The sequence below is a fragment of the uncultured Tateyamaria sp. genome, assembly GCF_947496075.1.
Taxonomy (GTDB): domain Bacteria; phylum Pseudomonadota; class Alphaproteobacteria; order Rhodobacterales; family Rhodobacteraceae; genus Tateyamaria.
This window is the reverse complement of the sequence record NZ_CANMBJ010000002.1, coordinates 817,094-838,598: the sequence shown is the minus strand read 5'-3', so window position 1 is coordinate 838,598 and position 21,505 is coordinate 817,094. Positions and strand designations below refer to the sequence as shown.

20 protein-coding genes are annotated in these 21,505 nt (G+C 60.7%); 9 read left to right on the top strand and 11 right to left on the bottom strand.

Features of this window, described 5'->3' with window-relative positions; all coding sequences use genetic code 11:
• Positions 1–131: 131 nt before the first annotated feature.
• The 3 genes from Q1A51_RS08120 to Q1A51_RS08110 form a co-directional block, all read right to left on the bottom strand.
• Positions 132–1,628 carry an NAD(P)(+) transhydrogenase (Re/Si-specific) subunit beta gene (locus Q1A51_RS08120; protein ID WP_299597578.1) on the bottom strand — a complete coding sequence of 499 codons (1,497 nt, stop codon included), beginning with the start codon at positions 1,626–1,628 and terminating at the stop codon, positions 132–134.
• Positions 1,629–1,643: 15 nt separating this feature from the next.
• Positions 1,644–3,218, bottom strand: a complete 1,575-nt coding sequence (locus tag Q1A51_RS08115; protein ID WP_299597581.1) for a Re/Si-specific NAD(P)(+) transhydrogenase subunit alpha — start codon at positions 3,216–3,218, stop codon at positions 1,644–1,646.
• A 146-nt stretch (positions 3,219–3,364) separates the two neighbouring features.
• Positions 3,365–3,814: a methyltransferase gene (locus Q1A51_RS08110; protein WP_299201122.1), complete on the bottom strand. Its 450-nt coding sequence runs from the start codon at positions 3,812–3,814 to the stop codon at positions 3,365–3,367.
• 171 nt (positions 3,815–3,985) lie between these two features.
• Here Q1A51_RS08110 and Q1A51_RS08105 point away from each other — a divergent pair, with 171 nt between their 5' ends.
• Complete coding sequence (locus Q1A51_RS08105) at positions 3,986–4,753, top strand: SDR family oxidoreductase (protein WP_299597583.1); 768 nt, start codon at positions 3,986–3,988, stop codon at positions 4,751–4,753.
• Between the two features lie 96 nt (positions 4,754–4,849).
• Here Q1A51_RS08105 and Q1A51_RS08100 read toward each other — a convergent pair whose 3' ends face one another.
• The 4 genes from Q1A51_RS08100 to Q1A51_RS08085 form a co-directional block, all read right to left on the bottom strand.
• On the bottom strand, positions 4,850–5,422 hold the full coding sequence (locus Q1A51_RS08100) for a transposase (RefSeq protein ID WP_299597586.1): 573 nt from the start codon (positions 5,420–5,422) through the stop codon (positions 4,850–4,852).
• A 35-nt stretch (positions 5,423–5,457) separates the two neighbouring features.
• Complete coding sequence (locus tag Q1A51_RS08095; protein WP_299200709.1) at positions 5,458–6,237, bottom strand: gamma-glutamyl-gamma-aminobutyrate hydrolase family protein; 780 nt, start codon at positions 6,235–6,237, stop codon at positions 5,458–5,460.
• Between the two features lie 111 nt (positions 6,238–6,348).
• A complete protein-coding gene (locus tag Q1A51_RS08090; protein ID WP_299597589.1) occupies positions 6,349–6,774 on the bottom strand; it encodes a heme-binding protein in 426 nt (141 codons plus the stop codon).
• A 105-nt stretch (positions 6,775–6,879) separates the two neighbouring features.
• Positions 6,880–9,021: a malate synthase G gene (locus Q1A51_RS08085; protein WP_299597594.1), complete on the bottom strand. Its 2,142-nt coding sequence runs from the start codon at positions 9,019–9,021 to the stop codon at positions 6,880–6,882.
• 379 nt (positions 9,022–9,400) lie between these two features.
• Between Q1A51_RS08085 and Q1A51_RS08080 the strand changes: the two genes are divergently transcribed.
• Positions 9,401–10,381 (top strand): NAD(P)-dependent oxidoreductase, encoded by a 981-nt coding sequence (locus Q1A51_RS08080; protein ID WP_299597598.1) that lies wholly within the window; start codon positions 9,401–9,403, stop codon positions 10,379–10,381.
• Positions 10,378–11,241, top strand: coding sequence for a sugar phosphate isomerase/epimerase family protein (locus Q1A51_RS08075; RefSeq protein ID WP_299597601.1), 864 nt, complete (start codon positions 10,378–10,380; stop codon positions 11,239–11,241). The genes Q1A51_RS08080 and Q1A51_RS08075 overlap by 4 nt, the downstream gene beginning before the upstream one ends.
• Before the next feature lie 347 nt (positions 11,242–11,588).
• Here Q1A51_RS08075 and Q1A51_RS08070 read toward each other — a convergent pair whose 3' ends face one another.
• Positions 11,589–11,753 (bottom strand): DUF2256 domain-containing protein, encoded by a 165-nt coding sequence (locus Q1A51_RS08070; RefSeq protein ID WP_299597604.1) that lies wholly within the window; start codon positions 11,751–11,753, stop codon positions 11,589–11,591.
• A complete protein-coding gene (locus Q1A51_RS08065) occupies positions 11,753–13,279 on the bottom strand; it encodes an FAD-binding domain-containing protein (protein ID WP_299597606.1) in 1,527 nt (508 codons plus the stop codon). Before Q1A51_RS08065 ends, Q1A51_RS08070 begins: the two co-directional genes overlap by 1 nt.
• Before the next feature lie 111 nt (positions 13,280–13,390).
• On the opposite strand from Q1A51_RS08065, the gene pepN reads away from it, so the two are divergent.
• The 5 genes from pepN (at position 13,391) to Q1A51_RS08040 (ending at position 18,617) form a co-directional block, all read left to right on the top strand.
• Positions 13,391–15,934, top strand: a complete 2,544-nt coding sequence (pepN, locus tag Q1A51_RS08060) for an aminopeptidase N (protein ID WP_299597608.1) — start codon at positions 13,391–13,393, stop codon at positions 15,932–15,934.
• A 78-nt stretch (positions 15,935–16,012) separates the two neighbouring features.
• On the top strand, positions 16,013–16,528 hold the full coding sequence (locus Q1A51_RS08055) for a DUF1993 family protein (RefSeq protein WP_299597610.1): 516 nt from the start codon (positions 16,013–16,015) through the stop codon (positions 16,526–16,528).
• 21 nt (positions 16,529–16,549) lie between these two features.
• Positions 16,550–17,293, top strand: coding sequence for an SDR family oxidoreductase (locus Q1A51_RS08050; RefSeq protein ID WP_299200724.1), 744 nt, complete (start codon positions 16,550–16,552; stop codon positions 17,291–17,293).
• Positions 17,290–17,721 carry a hypothetical protein gene (locus tag Q1A51_RS08045; RefSeq protein WP_299200726.1) on the top strand — a complete coding sequence of 144 codons (432 nt, stop codon included), beginning with the start codon at positions 17,290–17,292 and terminating at the stop codon, positions 17,719–17,721. Before Q1A51_RS08050 ends, Q1A51_RS08045 begins: the two co-directional genes overlap by 4 nt.
• Positions 17,718–18,617 carry an alpha/beta hydrolase gene (locus Q1A51_RS08040; RefSeq protein WP_299597615.1) on the top strand — a complete coding sequence of 300 codons (900 nt, stop codon included), beginning with the start codon at positions 17,718–17,720 and terminating at the stop codon, positions 18,615–18,617. The genes Q1A51_RS08045 and Q1A51_RS08040 overlap by 4 nt, the downstream gene beginning before the upstream one ends.
• Before the next feature lie 91 nt (positions 18,618–18,708).
• Here the strand turns inward: Q1A51_RS08040 and Q1A51_RS08035 are convergent, their stop codons facing one another.
• Entirely contained in the window at positions 18,709–19,332 is a 624-nt protein-coding gene (locus Q1A51_RS08035; protein ID WP_299597619.1) for a transglycosylase SLT domain-containing protein, read from the bottom strand.
• A 279-nt stretch (positions 19,333–19,611) separates the two neighbouring features.
• On the opposite strand from Q1A51_RS08035, the gene Q1A51_RS08030 reads away from it, so the two are divergent.
• Complete coding sequence (locus tag Q1A51_RS08030; RefSeq protein ID WP_299597622.1) at positions 19,612–20,919, top strand: hypothetical protein; 1,308 nt, start codon at positions 19,612–19,614, stop codon at positions 20,917–20,919.
• Here the strand turns inward: Q1A51_RS08030 and Q1A51_RS08025 are convergent.
• Positions 20,916–21,395, bottom strand: a complete 480-nt coding sequence (locus Q1A51_RS08025) for a hypothetical protein (protein ID WP_299597625.1) — start codon at positions 21,393–21,395, stop codon at positions 20,916–20,918. The genes Q1A51_RS08030 and Q1A51_RS08025 overlap by 4 nt on opposite strands.
• Between the last annotated feature and the right edge of the window lie 110 nt (positions 21,396–21,505).

Genomic DNA, 21,505 nt, shown 5'->3' with positions numbered 1-21,505 from the left:
ATCATATCTTATCAATGGCTTATCGGGGTGCAATGGTATACCGAAGTCATTCAACCCCCTTCGGTGCACCCGGAATCAAAAAAGGCGGGCCAATCGACCCGCCTTCCTGACTCAATGCGAATGGAGGTCCGTCAATCGATCATCGGCAACAGCTTGTCGATGGACTGCTTGGCATCACCGTAGAACATGCGCGTATTCTCCTTGAAGAACAGCGGGTTCTCGATGCCGGAATACCCGGTGCCCTGCCCACGCTTGGACACGAACACCTGCTTGGCCTTCCAGCATTCAAGCACTGGCATACCTGCGATGGGGCTGTTGGGATCGTCCTGTGCGGCCGGGTTCACGATGTCGTTCGAGCCGATAACGATGGCCACATCCGTGTCCGGGAAGTCGTCATTGATCTCGTCCATCTCCAGCACGATGTCGTAAGGCACCTTCGCCTCGGCCAGCAGCACGTTCATGTGACCCGGCAAACGACCCGCAACGGGGTGGATCGCAAAGCGAACCTCCTTGCCCGCAGCGCGCAGCTTGCGCGTCAACTCGGCCACACCTTGCTGGGCTTGCGCCACGGCCATGCCGTAGCCCGGGATGATAATGACGCTATCGGCCTCGTTCAGGGCCGTGGCGACGCCATCTGCTTCAATAGCGATCTGCTCACCTTCAACGGCCATCTGCTCCCCTGCCGGGCCACCAAAGCCGCCCAGAATGACAGAGACAAAGGACCGGTTCATCGCCTTACACATGATGTAGGACAGGATGGCACCGGACGAGCCCACAAGCGCACCCACAACGATCAAGAGGTCATTGCCAAGGCTGAAACCGATGGCCGCTGCCGCCCAGCCGGAATAGCTGTTCAGCATCGACACCACGACCGGCATATCCGCCCCGCCAATGCCCATGATCAGGTGCCAACCAATGAACAGCGCCAGCAGCGTCAGCAGAACCAGCGGCAGCAATCCACCCGTGGCGAAGTAGATGATGGCAAGGATCAGCGACGCACCGGCAGCAGCGGCGTTCAGCATGTGCCCGCCCGGCAGCTTGGTCGCCGCAGAGTCGACCCTGCCCGACAGCTTGCCCCAGGCCACGTAGGACCCGGTAAATGTGACCGCACCGATCCAGACACCCAGCACCAGCTCGATTTTCAGGATCGTAATCTCAACGGTTGTCTTCTTGGCGATGAGCTGACCAAAGGCCGAAAGCGGCTCAAGCACAGCCTTTTCGACCGACTGAATCCACGTGCCATTTGCCAACGCGCCGCCCAGTTGTGCCCCGTTCTCGGCCAGATGGTTATCCACGTAGCCGATCATGATATGCGCGTTGAAGCCAATGAAGACGGCGGCCAGCCCCACAAGGGCGTGCATACCAGCCACAAGCTCGGGCATCTGCGTCATCTCGACCTTGGTGGCGAGTTGATAGCCGACGACAGCACCACCGGCGATCAGAACCAGCGACAACAGCCACAGACCCGATCCCGGACCGATCAACGTCGCCACTACAGCGATGAACATGCCCACGATGCCATACCAGACGGCCCGCTTGGCGCTTTCCTGACCGGACAGACCGCCCAGGGACAGAATGAAAAGAACAGCCGCAACAGCGTACGCGGCGGTAGTAAATCCGAGTTCCATAGTTCCCGCCCCTACTTACGATTTCTGGAACATGGCGAGCATGCGCCGTGTCACGAGGAAGCCACCGAAGATGTTGATGGCTGCCATGAATATCCCGAATATCGCCAGGAACGTGATGACCCCTGAACTTGATCCGATCTGTATGAGTGCGCCAAGGATCACGATGGACGAAATGGCGTTTGTCACCGCCATAAGCGGTGTGTGCAGACTGTGCGCCACGCCCCAGATCACCTGGAAGCCGATAAAGACGCTCAGTACGAAGACGATAAAGTGCTGCATGAAGCTGGCCGGGGTATAAAGCCCTGCGAGCAGCACCAACCCGCCACCAATGGCCAGCAAGGTGACCTGGTTCTTCGTCTGGGCCTTGAACGCCAGAACTTCTGCAGCGCGTTTTTCTTCAGGCGTCAGTTCCTTTGCCGCTTCCTTTTTCGGGGCTGCGGCAATCGCGGCCACCTTGGGCGGTGGCGGTGGGAACGTGACTTCGTTTGCGTGGGCGATCGTCGCGCCACGGATCACGTCATCTTCCATGTCATGGTTGATGACACCGTCTTTTTCCGGCGTCAGGTCCGTCATCAGATGACGGATGTTCGTGGCATAAAGGCTCGATGACTGCGTCGCCATGCGGCTGGGGAAGTCGGTGTAGCCGATGATGGTCACGCCATTGTCGGTCACGATCTTCTCATCCGCGACGGTCAGCTTGCAGTTCCCGCCCTTTTCCGCCGCGAGGTCCACAATGACCGAACCGGGTTTCATGGCTTTCACCATGTCCTCGGTCCACAGCTCCGGCGCTTCGCGGTTCGGAATCAGGGCCGTGGTGATGACAATGTCCATCTCCGGTGCCAATTCCCGAAACTTAGCCAGCTGCGCTTCGCGGAATTCAGGCGAAGAAACAGAGGCGTAGCCGCCGGACGACGATCCGTCCTGCTGCTCTTCCTCGAAATCGAGATAAACGAACTCGGCCCCCATCGATTCAACCTGCTCAGCCACTTCGGGCCGCACGTCAAAGGCGTATGTGATGGCGCCAAGGCTGGTCGACGTCCCAATGGCGGCCAGACCGGCCACACCGGCACCGACCACCAGAACCTTGGCCGGTGGGACCTTACCGGCGGCAGTGATCTGTCCGGTAAAGAAGCGGCCAAAGTTGTTGCCCGCCTCGATGACGGCACGGTAGCCCGCAATGTTCGCCATGGATGACAGCGCGTCCATCTTCTGGGCGCGGCTGATGCGGGGGATCATCTCCATCGCCACAACAGTGGCACCCTTCTTGGCGGCAGAGGCCATCTTGGCCTCGTCGGCCACGGGGCTGAAGAACGAAATCAGGGTTTGATCTTCGCGCAGGCGCTTCATCTCGGTCGCGTCAGGCGCGCGTACCTTGGCAACCACATCTGCGGCTTTCCAAAGGGCGGCTGCGGTCTTGACCACCTCGACACCGGCCGCCTTGTAATCGGCATCGGAAAACCCGGCCTCGGCCCCCGCCCCCGTCTCGACAACGCAGTCGTGACCCAGCTTTTGCAGGGCTGCGGCACTCTCCGGCGTCATGGCGACGCGGCGCTCTCCCTCAAATATCTCTTTTGGTGTTCCGATCTTCATTCGAAGAACCCCCATCCGTTCGTGGCAGTCAATTTCGCGCTTAACCCAAAGGCGATGTGGCGCAGCGCCGTAAGCTGTCCACTACCCAACCCATCCCCGAGATACAAGAAGCGCCCCTGCGTCATAAAAGTAAGATTCGAAAAATTTCAGACCCACCTGCGCACTTTTTGTTCGTAGCGCGCAAACTCCGCTCTGAAAATGCGGCGCATCCGGTCCTCTTCCGGGATGATGAACTGGTGCTCAATCCACCAGACAAAGGCCGGAACCAACACCAGGGATGGAACCGCGTCAAAGCGAAGGATCAAACCCGCAAGAAGGAGTGTGTCGCCCAGATAGATCGGATTTCGGGTGCGGGCAAAAACGCCATCGGTGATCAAGCGCTGCGGCTCCTGGTGCGGGATCACCGTTGTCTTGTGCCGCCAGAACGCGCGCAACGCCGCTGCCATCAAAAGCAAACCCGCACCAATCATCAGACCTGCCATCATGTGCGTCACCGGGTGATCCACACTCATCCCAAGCGGCAGATAGCGTCCTTGGCACCACGCCAGAAACACGCAGAACACAAGCCAGACCGGAGGGATATGCAATAGGCTGATCATTGGGCACACAAGAGAAGTGGATGTACCTGAAGAGAAAATGCGCGCCACTGTCAACGCCTTGCAAAGAAACCGCGACCAATGGCGCATTCAACCGGTGGATTGTGATTGATCCTTCAGCGCAAACGGCCCAATCTCGGTCCACTCCTTGGCACAAAAAGGAACACCATCATGACATCCGATACGTCCCTGACCGGAAAGCACGCTCTTGTCACCGGCGGTGGCACCGGCATTGGCCTTGCCATTGCGCACGCCCTTGCCCAGCGCGGCGCGCAGGTGACCATCACGGGCCGACGGCAAGAGGTCCTGGATGCGGTCGCGGGCGACGGACTGTGGGGTGCCGCCATGGATGTGCGGGACGAAGCATCGGTCGATACGGTGGTGAACGCGGCCGTGGCAGCACGCGGTCCTATCCAGATCTGCGTCCCCAATGCGGGCATCGCCGAAGGGCGGGCGTTGCACAAAACCAAGCTGGATTTCTGGCGGAACATGATGTCCACGAACCTCGACGGCGCGTTCCTGACCATCCGTGCATGTCTGCCTGGCATGCGCGAGACCGACTGGGGCCGCGTGATTGCCGTCTCGTCCATCGCAGGGCTGCGTGGTTTGCCAGGCGGTGCGGCCTATTCGGCCTCCAAGCACGGGCTGATTGGCCTGATCCGCAGCCTCAGTGAGGACTACATGGGCCAACCCTACACCTTCAACGCGCTCTGCCCCGGATATGTCGACACGCCGATTGTCGACCGCAACCAGGTCGCCATAGCCGAACGCACCGGAATGAGCACAGAAGACGCGCGGCAGGTGATGATCGATTCCAACCGTCACAAACGGCTGATCGACGCCGACGAAGTGGCTGCTGCCGCGCTTTGGCTCGTCGGTCCGGGATCGCAAAGCATCAACGGCCAATGCATCCAGATCTCTGGCGGGCAGACAGCGTAAGGCGGATCCTGATCCGCCAATGGCGGAGGACACCTCCGCCTTACACATCAATTCATCGCGCAGTTCGGATGTCCGTCAGCGGGGCAAAGCCCCGCCTTACATGGCCGCGGTTCCCGCATCGTAAGGCGCACGTGCCGTGCGCCCCGCCGCTGGCAAAGGGCGGTATGCCCGACCAACAGGGCCGCCAGCAATATATCGTCCCTGCGCAATGGCCCGGTGAATTGACGAATGCGGCCAGTCTTCCGGGCGGTTCACCAAACCAGCCTGTACAGGGGCCGAAAAAATCATATACCGATGGGCCGCCAAATCATCCCCATCCCGTATGACATGTTCCCAGAAGCGGCGCTGCCACAGCCCTTTCTCGCCCGCACGCAAACGCAGCGCAGCAACATCCTGCGGCGCATCTACGGACCGGGAAAACAGGCTTTTCAGCATCCGCCAGCGGGTGGAAAAATCGGCATCTCCTTCGGGCAACTGCCACAGGGTATGTATGACATCCCCCAAGACAACGATCTCTTCTATGGAAAACGGATACCTCTCCCGCGTCTTGCGCATGGCGGCACGCAGCGGATCTATCTCGCGCAAGAACAGATCAGTGCCGCGGCGCGCGGCGCGGGCAGTAAAGAAATAAGTGGAACCGGGGCAATCAGAGCGGACATAACGTGGCATACCGCCACCCTGCCCACCTCTTGGTTAACGGGCGTTTAAGCCGAGCGCAAAACCGGGCGCGCGCGCCCGCCGTCCGCCCAATCGCGGCACGCCTCGCCAAAGGCCTCGAACAACGGGCGCGAAACGGGATCGCACTTGGCATTCCACTCCGGGTGCCACTGTACCGAAAGGGTAAAACCGGGCGCACCGTCGATATAGATGGCTTCAGCCGTACCATCAGGTGCATGCCCATCCACCACAATACGCGGGCCAGCAGTCTTGATGCCCTGCCCGTGCAGTGTGTTCGTGGGCACGGACTGGCGCCCCATCAGACGATGAAACACGCCGCCCTCGGAAAAGGTCACATCGTGGCGCAAGGCAAACTTTTCTTCCAGAGTCCCATCAGGGGGCATGCGATGGTTGTCGCGGCCCGGCAGATCACGGATCTCTGGATAGAGTGAGCCACCCATGGCCACATTCACTTCCTGAAAACCCCGGCAAATGCCAAGAAAGGGCTGGCCGCGCTCTACACAGGCACGGATCAGGGGCAAGGTCACGCCGTCCCGGTTCCGGTCAAACGCCCCATGGGCCTCGGTTGGCTCTTCGCCATACTCTTCAGGGTGCACATTGGCGCGCCCGCCGGTGAACACAAAACCCGCACAATGCTCCAGCAGATCGGAAATCCGCACCTTCGCAGGCTCCGCCGGGATCAGCATGGGCAAGCCTTCGGCCACATCTGCGACAGCCGACACGTTGATCAGGCCAGCCGCCTGCACCTCGTATTCGTCATTGATCACGTGGTGGTTCGAAATGATGCCGATGATGGGCCGGGCCATGGGGTCCTCTGCACTGGTTGCGTTTGACCTGATATACGCAGACGCCCGCCTCCTGAACAGAGAGACGGGCGCGCAACGACCTGTGCAAAAAGCCGCAGATGCGGCCGATGCCTAAATTTCAGCCACCAAGGCCGCAGCTTCGATGCCCGCAACGGCAGCAACGGCATCGTTGTCCGATGTGTCGCCAGTTACACCAACAGCGCCGATAACGGCCCCTTTCCTGTCACGCACCAGCACACCGCCCGGTACAGGCACAACCTGCCCGCCATAAACACCGTTCACCGCCGCCATAAAGTAAGCCTGCTGTTCAGCCCGCGCCATCTGCGCAGTACCCGCCATGCCCAGCATGACAGCGCCATAGGCCTTGCCTTGCGCAATCGCGAACCGACCGGGCGCCGCGCCATCCTCACGCTCAAAGGCCTGCACGTGCCCACCTGCATCCAGAACCACGACGGAAAGAGGCTTCAACTCCATCTCCCGCCCCTTTTCCAACGCTTTGCGAATAATAGTCCGCGCCTTGCGCAACGAAATCGACATGTCTTGTCTCCTGATCGGGGCCATCGCCCCAGTTTCTTCTGACTGAAAATACGACGGGGAGCCCGAGGGGCAGCGCCCCTCGGTCCCACCAGTTCAAAACGCGGTTCAGGCCGCCTTGAACTCCAAACGGCGCGCATGCAGCACCGGCTCGGTGTAACCGGATGGCTGCACCCGGCCCTTCAGAACCAGATCGCACGCCGCCTGAAAGGCCACGCCGTCAAAACCCGGGGCCATTGGCAGATACGCGGGGTCATCCACATTCTGACGGTCTACAACCTCGGCCATCTTCTTGAGGGACGCCATCACCTGATCCTCACTCACCACGCCGTGATGCAGCCAGTTCGCCATGGCCTGCGCGCTGATCCGACATGTCGCGCGGTCCTCCATCAGCCCCACATCATTGATGTCCGGCACCTTGGAACAGCCAACGCCGTGATCCACCCAGCGCACAACATATCCAAGGATGCCCTGCGCATTGTTCTCCATCTCGCGGGCAATTTCTTCGGAGGAGAAATTGCGACCCACGGCGACAGGGATGGTCAGCAAATCCTCCAGCGTGCCGCGCGCACCACCCGCTTTCAACGTGTCCTGGCGGGCCATCACGTCCACCTTGTGATAATGCGTGGCATGCAGTGTCGCGGCCGTTGGTGATGGCACCCAGGCACAGGTCGCGCCCGACTGGGGATGCCCGATCTTCTGCTCCAGCATCTCCGCCATACGGTCCGGCATGGCCCACATGCCTTTGCCGATCTGCGCCTTGCCCTTCAAACCACAGGCGAGACCGATATCGACATTGCGATCCTCATAGGACGCAATCCACGCCGCGCCCTTCATCTCGCCCTTCGGGATCATCGGCCCCGCTTCCATCGAGGTATGGATCTCATCACCGGTACGATCGAGGAAACCAGTATTGATAAAGGCCACGCGCGCCTTCGCCGCCCGGATACACTCCTTGAGATTGGCCGACGTGCGACGCTCCTCGTCCATGATGCCCAGCTTGACGGTGTTCGCAGGCAGGCCCAGCACCTTCTCGACGCGGGTGAAAATCTCGTCGGCAAACGCCACTTCGACCGGCCCGTGCATCTTGGGCTTCACCACGTAGACCGACCCGCACACCGAATTGCGCAGCCCTTCTGTCTTCTTCAGGTCGTGCATGGCGATCAGGGAGGTGATCATGGCGTCCATCAGCCCCTCACCCACCTCATTGCCGTCGCGGTCGTGAATGGCCGGATTGGTCATCAGGTGCCCCACATTGCGCACCAGCATCAGGCTGCGACCCTTCATGCTCAGGTCAGACCCATCAGACGCAGTATAGGTCCGGTCGCTCGCCATCCGGCGGGTGATGACCTTGCCACCCTTCTCGAAGCTTTCTTCCAGATCGCCTTTCATCAGGCCCAGCCAGTTGCCATAGGCCAGAACCTTGTCCTCGGCATCAACGGCGGCCACGCTGTCCTCGCAATCCATGATGGTGGACAGCGCGGACTCAAGGTTGACCGCAGAAATGCCCGCAGGATCAGAGGCGCCGATCACATCATTGCGGTCCACCACGATCTCGATCGCCAGATGGTTGTTGTGGAACAAATAGGTCTGCGCCTCCTCGTCTCCGCCACGGCCCAGAAACTGTGCCGGGTCGGACAAGGAAAAGGCCCCAAGATCCAACGCCCCGCCAGACACGCCCAAAGACTTGACCTCAGCCCATGAGCCTTCGCTCAACGGCACAGCCTCGTCCAGAAACGCCTTGGCCCACGCAATCACACGGGCACCACGGGCGGGATCGTAGCCCTTGCCCGTCGGCAGGTCGCCCAGCGCATCCGTGCCATAGAGCGCGTCATACAGGTTCCCCCACCGCGCATTTGCGGCATTCAAGGCAAAACGGGCATTCATGATCGGCACCACCAGCTGCGCGCCCGGTGTCGATGCAATCTCGGGGTCGACATTCTGGGTCTCAATCTCGAAATCAGGCCCCTCCGGAACAAGATACCCGATCTCTTCCAGAAACGCGCGATAGGCCGCCGGATCATGGTCCGCACTGCGATGCGCTACATGCCAATCATCGATTTTGGCCTGCATGCTTTCCCGTTCGGCCAACAGGTCCCGGTTCTTTGGACCCAGATCGTGCACCAGTGCCGAAAACCCGGCCCAGAAATCGGCCGACGCAACGCCAGTGCCCGGCAGGGCATGGGTTTCAATGAAATGCGCAAGGCTGTCCGCCACTTTCAAATCACTGCGGTCCACATAAGCTGTCATAGGATGCCCTCCTGGCCTTGGATTACGACTCATCGCAAGGCTTAGAGAAAAAGTTTCCTATCGTAAACATCATTGGTCAAAAAAATTTACCAATGCCATTTTCCAGTCGAAAAGTGCAGCTTCATAAGACCTCAAACACAGACGCACCACGCGTGAAAAAACCTCATAGGCGCGTCCGTTAGCTCCGGAAACGCGGTTCATCCTCGGGTCACGACCCCGCTTTCGATCGGCGCCGAAAGACACAGCACGCATCTGCACCCAATTTTTCTTGCAGAAATCCAGGAATCCGGCTTCCCTTGTCTCACCTAACTGGGCAGCGGGGTGTCTTCCGGACTCGCCCAACGCCGTGCTCCGGCGTGTGAAATCCCCGCGAAATTGGATGCCCCTTGGCATCTTTTCGAAATGTCAGCCAGCACCCGAATGCGGCTGCCTAAAACAGCGGGAGGTTTTTATGAAAACCGTAGGCGTAGTGGGACTTGGCGACATGGGCAGCGGCCTAGCCAAGAACCTCATTGGAAATGGGTTTCAAACCTGGGGCCTCGATCTGAGCAAAGATCGCATGGCCCAGTTTGAAGAGATGGGAGGAACCCCGGCACACAGCCCGGCCGAGATCGGGGCACAGTCGGACTGTGTCTTCGTGATGGTGATGAATGGCGATCAGGCAAAATCGGTCATTCTGGGCTCCGACGGACTTGTCGCTAACATGTCCCCGGACGGCACAATCATCCTCACGGCCACGATAAAACCGGCAGAGGCACAGTCGATCGGTCGCGCGATGGAAGGCTCAGGCGTACATCTGATTGACAGCCCCGTGTCCGGCGGCTTCGCAGGCGCGCAGAACGGAACGCTCACCATGATGGCCGCAGCCGATGCTGCGGTGCTTGACGCCAATGCCTCGGTCATGAATGCGGTCTCGGCGACCATCCATCACGTCGGCACCAAGGCAGGCGATGGGCAAACCATGAAGGCCTGCCTGCAAACACTGATCGGCTCGATCTTTTCCGCCACGTTCGAGGCCAGCGCCCTTGCCGCAAAAGCGGGCGTACCCGGCGGTGCCCTGTTGCGCGTCTTCTCGACCTCCGGCGCAGGCTGCGGCGTGGCAAACACGGCATTGGAGCACATCATCGACAGGCAATTCGAAGGCACGGGCAGCCATATCTCGACCATGCACAAGGACCTCACCATATCGCTCGAACTGGCATCCAATCTTGGCGTGCCCATGCACACCGCTTCGGCCGCGATGCAGATTTTCCAGGCGGGTAAATCGAAATACCCGGACGGTGACAACTGGGTGTGCACCCGCGTCATCGAAGACATCGTCGGCGCCCAGCTGCACCGCAATCCGGAGGGTTCGACATGAAACTGGGCGTCATTTGCGACGGCATCAGCCGTGATCTTGGCCACGCCATCGACGTGATGGATGAATTTGACCTCGAATATGCCGAGCTGCAATTCGTTGGCGACACCGAGGTGGGCGATCACTCAAAAGCGGAAATCGCCAAGATAGACAGCCTTCTGCGTGACCGGGGCAAGCCCGTGTCCTGTCTCTCCCGTCACATATTTGCGGGACTGACGGCGGCCAACCGACCGGGCGATGCGCTGCACACCCAACACATGGATGCACTCAAACGGGTCATCGACATGGCACATGTCGTCGGCGCGCCGTTGGTTCGCATCATGACCCAACGCAAGGAACAGATCCTTTGGGGCAGTCATGGCGCCGAAAAATGGAATGTCGCCCACGGTGTCTGGGACACGATGCCGCCGCTGATCGCGCCAGCCGTTGAACTGGCAAAATCCGAAGGCGTGGTTCTGGCGGTTGAGACGGGCAACGGCACGCTTGTGAATTCCTGTTACACGGCGCGGAAACTCATTGACGATCTGGATGCCAAGGAAACGCTGAAAGTGCTTTGGGACCCGGGCAACAATTGTTGGTGCCATGAACGCGCCTACCCCGATGGCTATGAAGAAATGCGCGGAGGCTATCTGGGCCATGTTCACATCAAGGATGTCGTGGTCGACACGCCGCGCGCCACGCTTGAAGTGCGCCGCATGGGTGACGGCCAGCTTACGGACCAGTTTGAGCCGATGGCCAGCGCCCTGCAGGACGATGGCTATGACGGCGTGATTTCCTTTGAAAGCGTGTACCATCCCGGCAATGGTAACTTCGAAGACGGGTTTCGACTCTGTGTCGACAGGTTCAAAGCGATTTTTGCCTAGACCGCGTTGCGGAAAGCAGCTGCGTTTGTCGGACATGTATTACGGCGTAGGACCAAGACCGCAGTGATCGGCCCGACCCTGTAATGCAGTCTTTGCTCGAACCGTACGTCGCTCGCATCAACGCCGGGCGACGTCTTAGAAGGCCATCATCGCTGATGGATTTGAAGCCGCCGTTGCGACCAAACAAAGTGCCGCCCCGTTTCGGGGTGCAGTGTGCGTTCCCGGTGGTTAAAATCCACAAAACACACCGCGCGATGGGTCAACCCGTTGATCCATCGGCACTTTCACAAAACCATGAAAATTCAATGAGCTGACCGAAACGCGTGTCCCCGCGGGGACAAATCGCCTCAAGGCCGCCGCAACGGCTTTGTCCGCGCCTCGCGACGGCACCGATCCGAGCAGTATTTCACCTTGTCCCAGACCTTTTCCCACTTCTTTCGCCACGTGAAGGGACGGTCGCAAACTGGGCATGTTTTTTCGGGCAGATCAGCCTTCTTGCGCATCCGACCCATCAGAAATCAAACCCCATCTGTCGACTGTCCTTGGCTGGTGACACCGATGCCTTGCGCCGCCTTGGGGCGCGGTCATCAACAAAATGTCCCTGCGGGTCCTTCCGACTGGCGTGCTTGTGCACAACGCGCTGCGCCTCTTCCCGAAACGCCCCACCACGACGCACGGCCCAGACCTTGTCCCGCGCTTCGCGGGCCGCCTCCGACACATCCACAATAGGCGCTGGATAGGCATTGCCTAGCAGCGTCCCCGCCCCCTCCCACGTCCATGGCTCCTGCAAGAACGCATCCGGCACGGGTGCCAGTTCAGGACACCATTTTCGTGTGAACACGCCGGTCGGGTCCTGATCCTTCCCCTGCTTGACCGGGTTATATATGCGGACGGTATTCATGCCCGTGGTCCCCGATTGCATCTGGCTTTGCGGCCAATGAATGCCCGGCTCAAAATCGGTGAACTGGCGCGCCAGATGCAGCCCGGTCACCCGCCAATCGAGCCACAGGTGATAGGACGCAACAGCCATCAACATCGACCGCATCCGAAAGTTCATCCACCCCGTCGCCGCCAGATACCGCATGCAAGCATCGACAAAGGGGATCCCGGTCTCGCCCTTTTCCCACGCGGCCAGCCGTTCGGCATCCGGCACCTTGGGGCGCATATCCTCGTAGGCCGAATGCAGGCAGCGGTGTTCCAGCGCCGGTTCGTCCTCGAGCTTCTGCATGAAGTGATCGCGCCAGGCGAGCCTTGCCTGAAAGGACTTCAGCGACCCGCCCCACCCTTCCCGCGTGCCCTTCACCTCGCGCTGTCGCGCTGCAGCGGCCTGAGACGCCTCGCGCCCCGACAAACAACCGAACGCCAAGTAAGGGGACAGCCGGGAACAGGACCACTCACCGGTCACCGGTGACGACATGTCCTTGCGATAATGCTGCCCCCGCTCCGTCAGGAATGAACCCAACAGGGACAACGCCATCTGACGCCCACCAAGCTGCCGTTCCGGACAATGATCACCTGCCACCAAGGGCGGCACATCATCCGACGGCACCACAGGTCCCGTCATCCCCGCGGGGACATCCACTTGCGGCTGTCGCAGAAAAGCGTTGCGCTGCTTGGCCCACCCGTCGCGACCATTCAGGCGGCGGACCACGCCGGATTGCGCCAACTCTTCCCATGCCACAGTGTTGTCGCGACACCAGGCAGCCACCTCGCGATCCCGCGCAAAGGTCCAAGCACTGCCCGTTTCCTCGTGGCTGACCAGCGCATCAAATCCGACACACGCATGAAGATCAGCCAGCACATCCACGACACGCCCGACCCGCACCACCAAAGGCGCACCAAGCCGCGCCAGATCGATTGCCAGGTCGTCAACGCTCTCACGCACAAACGCGAATTGACGGCCCGACACGTCCGGCTGCGCCCAGTAGTCCGGCTCAAACACATAAAGAGGGATCACACCCCCCTGCGCCGCTGCCCGTGCAAGCGCGGGGTGATCTGTCACCCGCAAATCTCGTTTGAACCAAACCACCGTCCTCATGCGCCAAAAGCTAGCAGTGAACACATCCTTGCCAACCCACCCGCGACACTCTTGCCGCTGCCGCGCCATCGGCCTACCGTCCGCGCAACCCTGGACCACAAAGGCGACCCCATGCGCGACGCATCCCCACAGACGATCTACCTCAAGGACTACACCCCCTTCGGCTACGTTGTGGATGAGGTGCATCTGACCTTCGATCTGGCGCCCTCAGCCACGCGGGTCACATCGCGCATCAAGTTCTCGCCAAACCCCGACGCCACCGACAAGACGTTTTTCCTGCATGGCAAAAACCTGTCGCTGATCGCGGCAAAGATCGACGGAGAGGCGGTCAAACCGAAGCTCACAGACGAAGGGCTGACCTGCGACGTGCCCAACGTGCCCTTTACATGGGAGGCGGAGGTGCAGATCGATCCTGCGTCCAACACGGCGCTTGAAGGGCTGTACCTGTCGAACGGGATGTATTGCACGCAATGCGAGGCCGAAGGGTTCCGCAAGATCACCTATTACCCCGACCGGCCCGACGTGATGTCGACCTTCTCGGTTCGGGTCAACGGACCGCACCCTGTGCTGCTGTCAAACGGCAATCCGGTGGCGTCTGGTGACGGTTGGGCCGAATGGCACGATCCATGGCCCAAGCCCGCGTACCTCTTTGCACTGGTGGCCGGAGAGCTGGTCGCCCATCGCGACAGCTTCACCACCATGGAGGGGCGCAAGGTGGACCTGGCCCTTTACGTCCGGCCCGGGGATGAGGGCAAATGTGCTTTTGGCATGCAGGCACTGAAGGATTCGATGAAATGGGACGAGGATGTCTATGGCCGTGCCTATGACCTTGATGTCTTCAACATCGTGGCGGTGGACGATTTCAACATGGGCGCGATGGAGAACAAGGGGCTGAACATATTCAACGCCTCGGCCGTTCTGGCCTCACCCGAAACATCGACCGACACCAATTTCGAACGGATCGAGGCGATCATCGCCCATGAATACTTCCACAACTGGACCGGCAACCGCATCACCTGCCGGGATTGGTTCCAGCTGTGTCTGAAAGAAGGACTCACCGTTTTCCGCGACAGCCAGTTCACCGCCGACATGCGGTCGGAACCGGTAAAACGCATCAGCGATGTAATCGATTTGCGCGCGCGCCAGTTCCCCGAGGATCAGGGGCCACTCGCCCACCCGGTGCGCCCCGAAAGCTTTCAGGAAATCAATAACTTCTATACCGCCACAGTCTATGAGAAAGGGGCGGAGGTGATCCGCATGCTCAAGACGCTGGTGGGCGATGAGGGATATAGCAAAGCGCTCGACCTCTACTTTGACCGTCACGACGGCGACGCGGCCACGATCGAAGACTGGCTCAAGGTTTTCGAGGATGCCACGGGCCGTGACCTGACGCAGTTCAAACGTTGGTATTCACAAGCCGGCACGCCACGGGTCGCCGTCACGGACAGCTTTGACAATGGCACATATACGCTGACATTCGAGCAACTCACTCCACCCTCTGCCGCAACTCCGGAACCGCAGGCGCAGGTGATCCCGATTGCTGTCGGCCTGTTAGGTCCAAACGGGGACGAGGTTTTGCCAACCCAGGTGCTGGAACTGACCAAAGACAGCCAAAGCTTCAGCTTTCCGGGGTTGGGTGCCAAACCAGTGCCATCGATCTTGCGCGGATTTTCGGCGCCCATCGTATTGGAGCATACCCCCGACCACGCATTCCTGCTGGCCCATGACACCGACCCGTTCAACCGCTGGGAAGCCGCGCGCAACCTTGGCAAAGCATCCCTGATCAGTGCGGTGACAAAAGGCAGCGCGCCCGACGCCAAATGGCTCGACGGGGTGGCGGGCCTGCTGATCGACGACACGCTCGACCCCGCCTACCGCGCCTATTGCCTGGCCCTGCCCGGTCAGTCGCAATTGGCCGCCGACCTGCATGCCAACGGCACAACGCCGGACCCGGACGCGATCTGGGATGCGTGCGAAAGCCACCGACAGGCGCTGGCACAACGCGCGTCGAACGCCCTTCCCGACCTGTACACACGCCATCAGGTGCACGGCCCATATGCCCCGGACGCAGAGCAATCGGGGCAGCGCGCATTGGGGAACGCGGCGCTGTCTCTGCTCACACGGCTTGATGGCGGGGACATGGCACAGGCACAGTTCGACGGCGCCACCAACATGACCCAGCAATTGGCGGCCCTTGCCTACCTGATCCGCGCGGGCCGCGGCGATGCGGCCCTGGCCCAGTTCGAGGCGCAGTGGAAGCATGACCGCCTGGTGATGGACAAATGGTTCGGATTGCAGGTGATGGAGGCCAAGCCGGATGATGCTGCCGACACGGCCAAAGCACTGACCAAGCACGCAGATTTCAATTGGAAGAACCCCAACCGGTTCCGCGCAACCTTGGGCACTTTTGCGGCGCATCACGCCGGTTTCCATGCCAAGGACGGATCGGGCTACACCCTGCTGGCGGACTGGCTGATCAAGCTTGATCCGGTGAACCCACAAACCACCGCGCGCATGTGTTCCGCCTTCCAGACATGGCGCCGCTACGACGCGATCCGCCAGTCGATGATCGGCAAGGAGTTGGAGCGCATCGCCTCGACCCCGAACCTGAGCCGCGACACAACCGAGATGATTACACGTATTCGCGAGGGCTGATCCGCCTTCATCTTGCCAAGTAAACTTCGGGGGTCCGGGGGCAGAGCCCCCGGTCCTTACACTATAACCGAGCCGACAATGGACATATACGACGTAACGATCCCCCCTTTGAAGCGGCTCACCGATGCGGTGCAGCGCCTGCTGTCCTGCCTTGACGATCCGGTGCAGCTTGAGGCACGGCTGGCCCCCGACAGCTTTTCCGCGTCCGAGCATTTCTGCGTGGCCTTGGGCTATGTCGCGCGCACGGTGATGCCCCTGATGGGCGATGAGGTGCCCGAGATGCCGATGGACACCGATCCGGGCGCAATCCTCGCGCTGGCCCACGACATGCGTTTCCTTCTGGATCAGCTGGACAGAAGCGCGTTCGACGGCACCGAGGAGCGTGAGATTTCTCATATTGCCGGAGAGGCAACCCTGACCCAATCGGGCCGCGATTATGCTTTGCTCTATGCCCTGCCCAACGCCCAGTTTCATCTGACCCTTGCCTATGCCACCGTACGGATGGCCGGTGCAAAGGTTGGGAAGGGTGATCTGGATGGGTTCCACATCTACGGTCCCGGCACCAGTTTCGTGTCCGACACACCCCTGAACTGATTGAATTCGAAAGGTTATTCCATGTCCAAACGCCCTGTCTGCCTGATCACTGGCGCGTCCGCCGGTATTGGTGCCGCATGTGTCCGGCTTGGTGCTGCAGACTATGATTTCGTTCTGGCCTACCGGTCCGATCTGGGTGGCGCGAATGCTGCAAAGGCTGCCGTTGAAGCGGCTGGCGGCACGGCCATCACCGTGCAGGGCGACGTGGCAGAGCCCGAGGACATCGCCCGCATCTACCAGGCCGCCGACGATGCCTTTGGCCGTGTCGACGTGCTGATCAACAACGCAGGCATCGTAGATCAGTCCGCCACGTTGACCGATATCGACCATGCCCGCCTGACACGTATGATGAATGTCAACGTGATCGGCGCGATGCTGGTCGCAAAGGAGGCTGTGATACGTATGCAGGCGCAGGGCAGCGGCGGCGCGATCATTAACGTTTCCTCTGCCGCAGCCCGGTTGGGCTCGGGCAATCAATACATCGACTATGCCGCCTCCAAGGCCGCCATCGACACCTTTACCAAGGGGTTATCAGACGAAGTGGCGCCAGATGGCATTCGCGTCATGTCCGTGCGTCCCGGATTGATCGACACAGAGATCCACGCCAAGGGCGGCCAGCCTGGGCGCGCACAGAAACTGGCCCACATGGTGCCCATGCGCCGCGAAGGATCGGCCGAAGAAGTGGCCAAGGCGATCCTATGGCTCGCCTCGGACGGGGCAAGTTATGTCACCGGCTCGACCCTTGATGTGACCGGCGGGCGATGACGCCATACCGGTACGAAACAACCGGGCGCAACCGGCGGACGCTGGTTGCGCTGGTGGTCGTATGGTCCTTGATCCTTGCGGCCATCGCATTGCTTGACGCGTCGCTGATCCTAATGGCGCTGATCGCGCTGTGCACGGCGCCCGCGCTTTATGATCTGGTCTCCGGGCGCAGCGCAGGCATCGCTTTGGCGTCAGATGGGCTGAGCTGGTTTGCGGGACGCCGCACCGGAGAGATTGCATGGGACAAGATCGACCATATCCGCCTCGACACCCGCCTCGATTTCTCGGTGCGGACCAGTGCAGTGCTGACCTCGGGACGCAAGGTGCGCGTCCCACTGGAAGCGACCCCGCCTGCAGACACATTCGAAACCGTGCTAACAGACCGGGGGATCACCGTGAAACGGCACCATTTCTCGCTGCTGGGATGAGGTGGTTCTGCGCCCTCGCCGCAAGCCTCTGGCTGTCCGCCTGCGCGGTACAGGAAGCCAGCCCTCCCACTGACCCATTGCTCTATGATGCAAGGGCGCTGGCACAGGCAGATAGCGTCGTGATTGGTATCCCCGGCGCAATGACGTCGATCCGCGTGTTGCGCCCCATCGATGAATTGGAAACCAGGGACCGGGCCGTCGCCTATTTCCGCCTGCCAGGGTTTGACGGCCGTCCTGCAGAGGAAAGTATCGTGCTAGACCGCGCCGCGGCACGGATTGCGCGCCTTGTCCGAACCTATGATCTGAAACGCATCGACCTGATCGGCCATTCCACAGGTGCGGTGATCGCGCTGGAAGCGGCCAAGGACATTCGCGCAGCCTCTCCGGATGTCGAAGTGCATGTCATCGGCATCTCGACTGCCCTGCCCGCACCCCAACCCGTGCTGGCAGGGCTGCGCGGCGCGGCTGGAACTGCCGCAGCAGCGGCCCGCGCCCGCAGCCTGAACCCGCGCAAGGTGTGGCTCGAATACTATCGCCGCCTCGCCTATGGTCCCGATGTCGATACGCGCCCGGAAACGGTTGAGGCTGCGGACGCATTGGTTGCCGCCAATGACGAGCGAATCGAGTTGCCTGAAAACGGGCTTTATCGCCGTCACACCCGTGACTTGCGGCGCTGGACGAACCCCGATCCCGAAGCATTGGCAGGGGCGGATATCTCTTTTTACCACGGGGCCGTCGACCCGGTCTTTCCACCGCGCCCGACGCAACGCTTCGTCGACACGCTGCCCGATGCGCGCGCCACCTTCATCAATGGGCACGGCCACCTGATCCTGCTCACCTACCCACAAGTCTGGGATCACATCGCATCAACACTGACCCAGGCTTCTTCTGACTGAAAATACCACGGAGCGCGAGGCAGAGCCTCGCACCAAAACAGCCGCCGGAGGGGGCTGCAAAACATCGTGTGCGCCCGACAGGGCGCGCCGCTTAGTCGGTCACCACCGTCAGAGCAGGTCTGGACACCGGACGGACCGTATCCAAGGGCGCGCAATAGCTTTGACGCTTGAGCCAACCGGCCATGTCGGCACGTTTGGACGAAGATCTCATCGGCCCCCAATCGGCGGCCACGCCCTTGCCGCCACGCCCATAGATCACCCCGTCCCGCGGGACGGTCGTGGCCATGATCCGCACGGCGCAACTGAGGTTCGCAGCCCCGTTTTTTAGCGCCTCACCCGTCCCTACATTGCAGCCATAGCCGCGTGCTGTTGCAGGCAATATCTGCAAAAGCCCGTACCATTTCCCGCCGCCTCCGACGGCACGCGGTTTGTAGGTGCTTTCATACTTGGCCAAGGCCGACATGAAACCAAGCCAGAACGCACGGCGGTCATCATCATTGGCAACGGGATAGCGCGGACACCAATCCTTGATGTCTGAAGGCACTAGGTCCACCAGCGGTTTGCCATGCCCCTTGAGCGCGGACAGCGCGGCGCGGTTCCAAAGAACATAACCCGGCTGATGCGTCCATCGGGTCCGTGGTACGTCGCCCGTTCGCGCGGGCGGGCGCAGCCCGCCATAGGGATCGCTGTTTTGCCCCTCTAAAAGATTCGGCATCAACAGGGCGGTGGCGAGGACAAGCAGTATGCGCAGACCGGACATGACGGCAAATATGCGCGTTTCCTGCCGACTCTGTCCACCCGGCGCACAGGCTGAAATCCGCGGTCTGTGGCCGCGTTGGCAACAATCTGCACGCATGCGGTGCATTGATAAAACCAGCGCGCGAGTTTGCCAAAAATGGCTGCATACAAGGCCCGAACTTGTCCCGGCCTCGCCCCTTTTGTGACCCATTTTTCGGGCAAGTTTGATGCTGTAACGAGTAGCGGACAGGTAACTATGGCTTTTGCAGAACGCCTCAGGGCGCCATGGGCGCATATTCGCAACATGTTTGCGACGCCACATTTCACCATGGCCTCGGATGGCGTTCTGCAGATGGGACGCGAGGCGCCCGATGTATCCGACCCGCTTTCACCCTGCCAAGCCGAAACACCCGCTGGAAAACTGTCGATCCCCTGCCCCAATCCGACGGCCGAAGAACGCGCTCGCGACACCCATCAGGCGCGCGGGTTGAAATTGGCTCGCCTTGACGAATGGTCCCGGCTGACAGCCGAAATCACCCGAACCGACAAAGCCAGGCAAAAGACACTGGGCGGCACGCCTGTTGCAGATCTATTGGCCTTTGGTGCGCGCGCGGACGTGGTGAGCGCGGCCGAACATGCCCTGATTTCCGGTCGCCCCGATCCGGGTGCGCCCCTTTTGGCTGGCATCGAGGCGCTGGAGAGGGTTCTGGCAGAGCACTCTGCAAACCCAGTCATCGCAACCATCGTGGCGCAAACACACATGGATCTGGGGTGGGCCTGGCGCGGTACGGGCTGGGACGTTGAAGTGCCTGAACGCAATCGCGAGGCGTTTGCCGCCCATTTTGACAGGGCAGCCGACATCCTGATGGATTTCGACGCGAGAGAACATGCTTCGCCCCTGCTTGCTGCGGCGCATTGTGCCTTGATCACCGGACAGGGCGGCGCGACGTCAAGGGTCGTGTCCAACTACGAGACCTGGATTGATCTGGATCCAAAGAACCCGCGCGCCTTTCGGGCGATGGGCACCCATTTGCTGCCACGCTGGAGAGGTTCATACGCGCGTCTGGACGTCGAAGCCCGCCGCGCCGCCGGTCACAGTTTTGATTTGTGGGGGTCCGGCGCCTACGCTTGGGTGATGTTCGATGCAATCGCCCAAGACAGCGAAGCCTGTGCACGGCTTGATCTGGATTTCTTTCTGGATGGTCTGAATGACATTCTGAAACACAGCCCTGATCAGCATACGGTCAACCTGATTGCGGCCTATTGCGCCAATACGATGGGTGCAGCACCCACGGGGGATGACGAAACGGATTATATCCGCATTCAGATAGCCGCGGCCGCCGACGAGGTTGTGCGCGAGCATCTGACCGAAGTGCACCCGATGGTCTGGGCCCACGCCGCCCGCGGGTTTGACAACGGGTTGCGCGTGCGCTGTGCAGACCGGTTTGCCGCGTCAGGCCACGCCGATGCCTTGCGCTATCTGACCCAGTTGTTTCGCCGCGAATTGGTATCGGGCAAAAACGTGGTTTTCACTGACCACGGCCCCGAGCTTCAGTCCTTCTAAACCCGGCGTGCCGCGCCTGACAGAAGTGCGCGAGAGTAGACTTTGTGCGCGCCGATCAGGCTGTGAAACACCGGGCCAAGGGTCAGTTTGCCAGACTTGGTGCGCTGCGGGACCACGATGGATCCGAACCGCAGGTGATCCTCTGTCACCATCAGCCAGGACATCGTGCGCCCTGCCCGGTCCGCCATCAGAATCTCGGCCGGAGTGCGGCCTTCGACCTGCCACACCGCGAACCGGTCTGTCGTTCCCTTGGCAAGCGCCTCTGCCTCGGCATCTGTTGACGCCTGCTGCGCTAGCAAACGCAGAACCACCCGTTCTGCCTTGAACAAGGGTTGGGTGTAGAAGGCGTATACAAACGTCTCCAGTGACACCGGCGCTGAAACCGGTGTCTCAAAGCAATCGGTATAGTGCGCCTCTTTTTCAGCGTAGGGCGCGATCAACGTGCCCTGCGGCACCGGGATTTCATCGATCTTCATGGCGCCAGCTTGCATGATACGCCCCTTCTGCAAAGACGCCGCATCGTCGCGCCCTCTTGCGAGCGCTGCAGCAGCGCATTACACCGCGCGATAGCCCCTTGATGCAGATC

Bases quoted from the DNA above. Each gene is read 5' to 3' on its own strand.
- Q1A51_RS08120 (WP_299597578.1), bottom strand. From the start codon at position 1,628: ATGGAACTCGGATTTACTACCGCCGCGTACGCTGTTGCGGCTGTTCTT.
- Q1A51_RS08115 (WP_299597581.1), bottom strand. From the start codon at position 3,218: ATGAAGATCGGAACACCAAAAGAGATATTTGAGGGAGAGCGCCGCGTC.
- Q1A51_RS08105 (WP_299597583.1), top strand. From the start codon at position 3,986: ATGACATCCGATACGTCCCTGACCGGAAAGCACGCTCTTGTCACCGGC.
- Q1A51_RS08100 (WP_299597586.1), bottom strand. From the start codon at position 5,422: ATGCCACGTTATGTCCGCTCTGATTGCCCCGGTTCCACTTATTTCTTT.
- Q1A51_RS08095 (WP_299200709.1), bottom strand. From the start codon at position 6,237: ATGGCCCGGCCCATCATCGGCATCATTTCGAACCACCACGTGATCAAT.
- Q1A51_RS08090 (WP_299597589.1), bottom strand. From the start codon at position 6,774: ATGTCGATTTCGTTGCGCAAGGCGCGGACTATTATTCGCAAAGCGTTG.
- Q1A51_RS08085 (WP_299597594.1), bottom strand. From the start codon at position 9,021: ATGACAGCTTATGTGGACCGCAGTGATTTGAAAGTGGCGGACAGCCTT.
- Q1A51_RS08080 (WP_299597598.1), top strand. From the start codon at position 9,401: ATGCCCCTTGGCATCTTTTCGAAATGTCAGCCAGCACCCGAATGCGGC.
- Q1A51_RS08075 (WP_299597601.1), top strand. From the start codon at position 10,378: ATGAAACTGGGCGTCATTTGCGACGGCATCAGCCGTGATCTTGGCCAC.
- Q1A51_RS08070 (WP_299597604.1), bottom strand. From the start codon at position 11,753: ATGGGTCGGATGCGCAAGAAGGCTGATCTGCCCGAAAAAACATGCCCA.
- Q1A51_RS08065 (WP_299597606.1), bottom strand. From the start codon at position 13,279: ATGAGGACGGTGGTTTGGTTCAAACGAGATTTGCGGGTGACAGATCAC.
- pepN (WP_299597608.1), top strand. From the start codon at position 13,391: ATGCGCGACGCATCCCCACAGACGATCTACCTCAAGGACTACACCCCC.
- Q1A51_RS08055 (WP_299597610.1), top strand. From the start codon at position 16,013: ATGGACATATACGACGTAACGATCCCCCCTTTGAAGCGGCTCACCGAT.
- Q1A51_RS08050 (WP_299200724.1), top strand. From the start codon at position 16,550: ATGTCCAAACGCCCTGTCTGCCTGATCACTGGCGCGTCCGCCGGTATT.
- Q1A51_RS08045 (WP_299200726.1), top strand. From the start codon at position 17,290: ATGACGCCATACCGGTACGAAACAACCGGGCGCAACCGGCGGACGCTG.
- Q1A51_RS08040 (WP_299597615.1), top strand. From the start codon at position 17,718: ATGAGGTGGTTCTGCGCCCTCGCCGCAAGCCTCTGGCTGTCCGCCTGC.
- Q1A51_RS08035 (WP_299597619.1), bottom strand. From the start codon at position 19,332: ATGCCGAATCTTTTAGAGGGGCAAAACAGCGATCCCTATGGCGGGCTG.
- Q1A51_RS08030 (WP_299597622.1), top strand. From the start codon at position 19,612: ATGGCTTTTGCAGAACGCCTCAGGGCGCCATGGGCGCATATTCGCAAC.
- Q1A51_RS08025 (WP_299597625.1), bottom strand. From the start codon at position 21,395: ATGAAGATCGATGAAATCCCGGTGCCGCAGGGCACGTTGATCGCGCCC.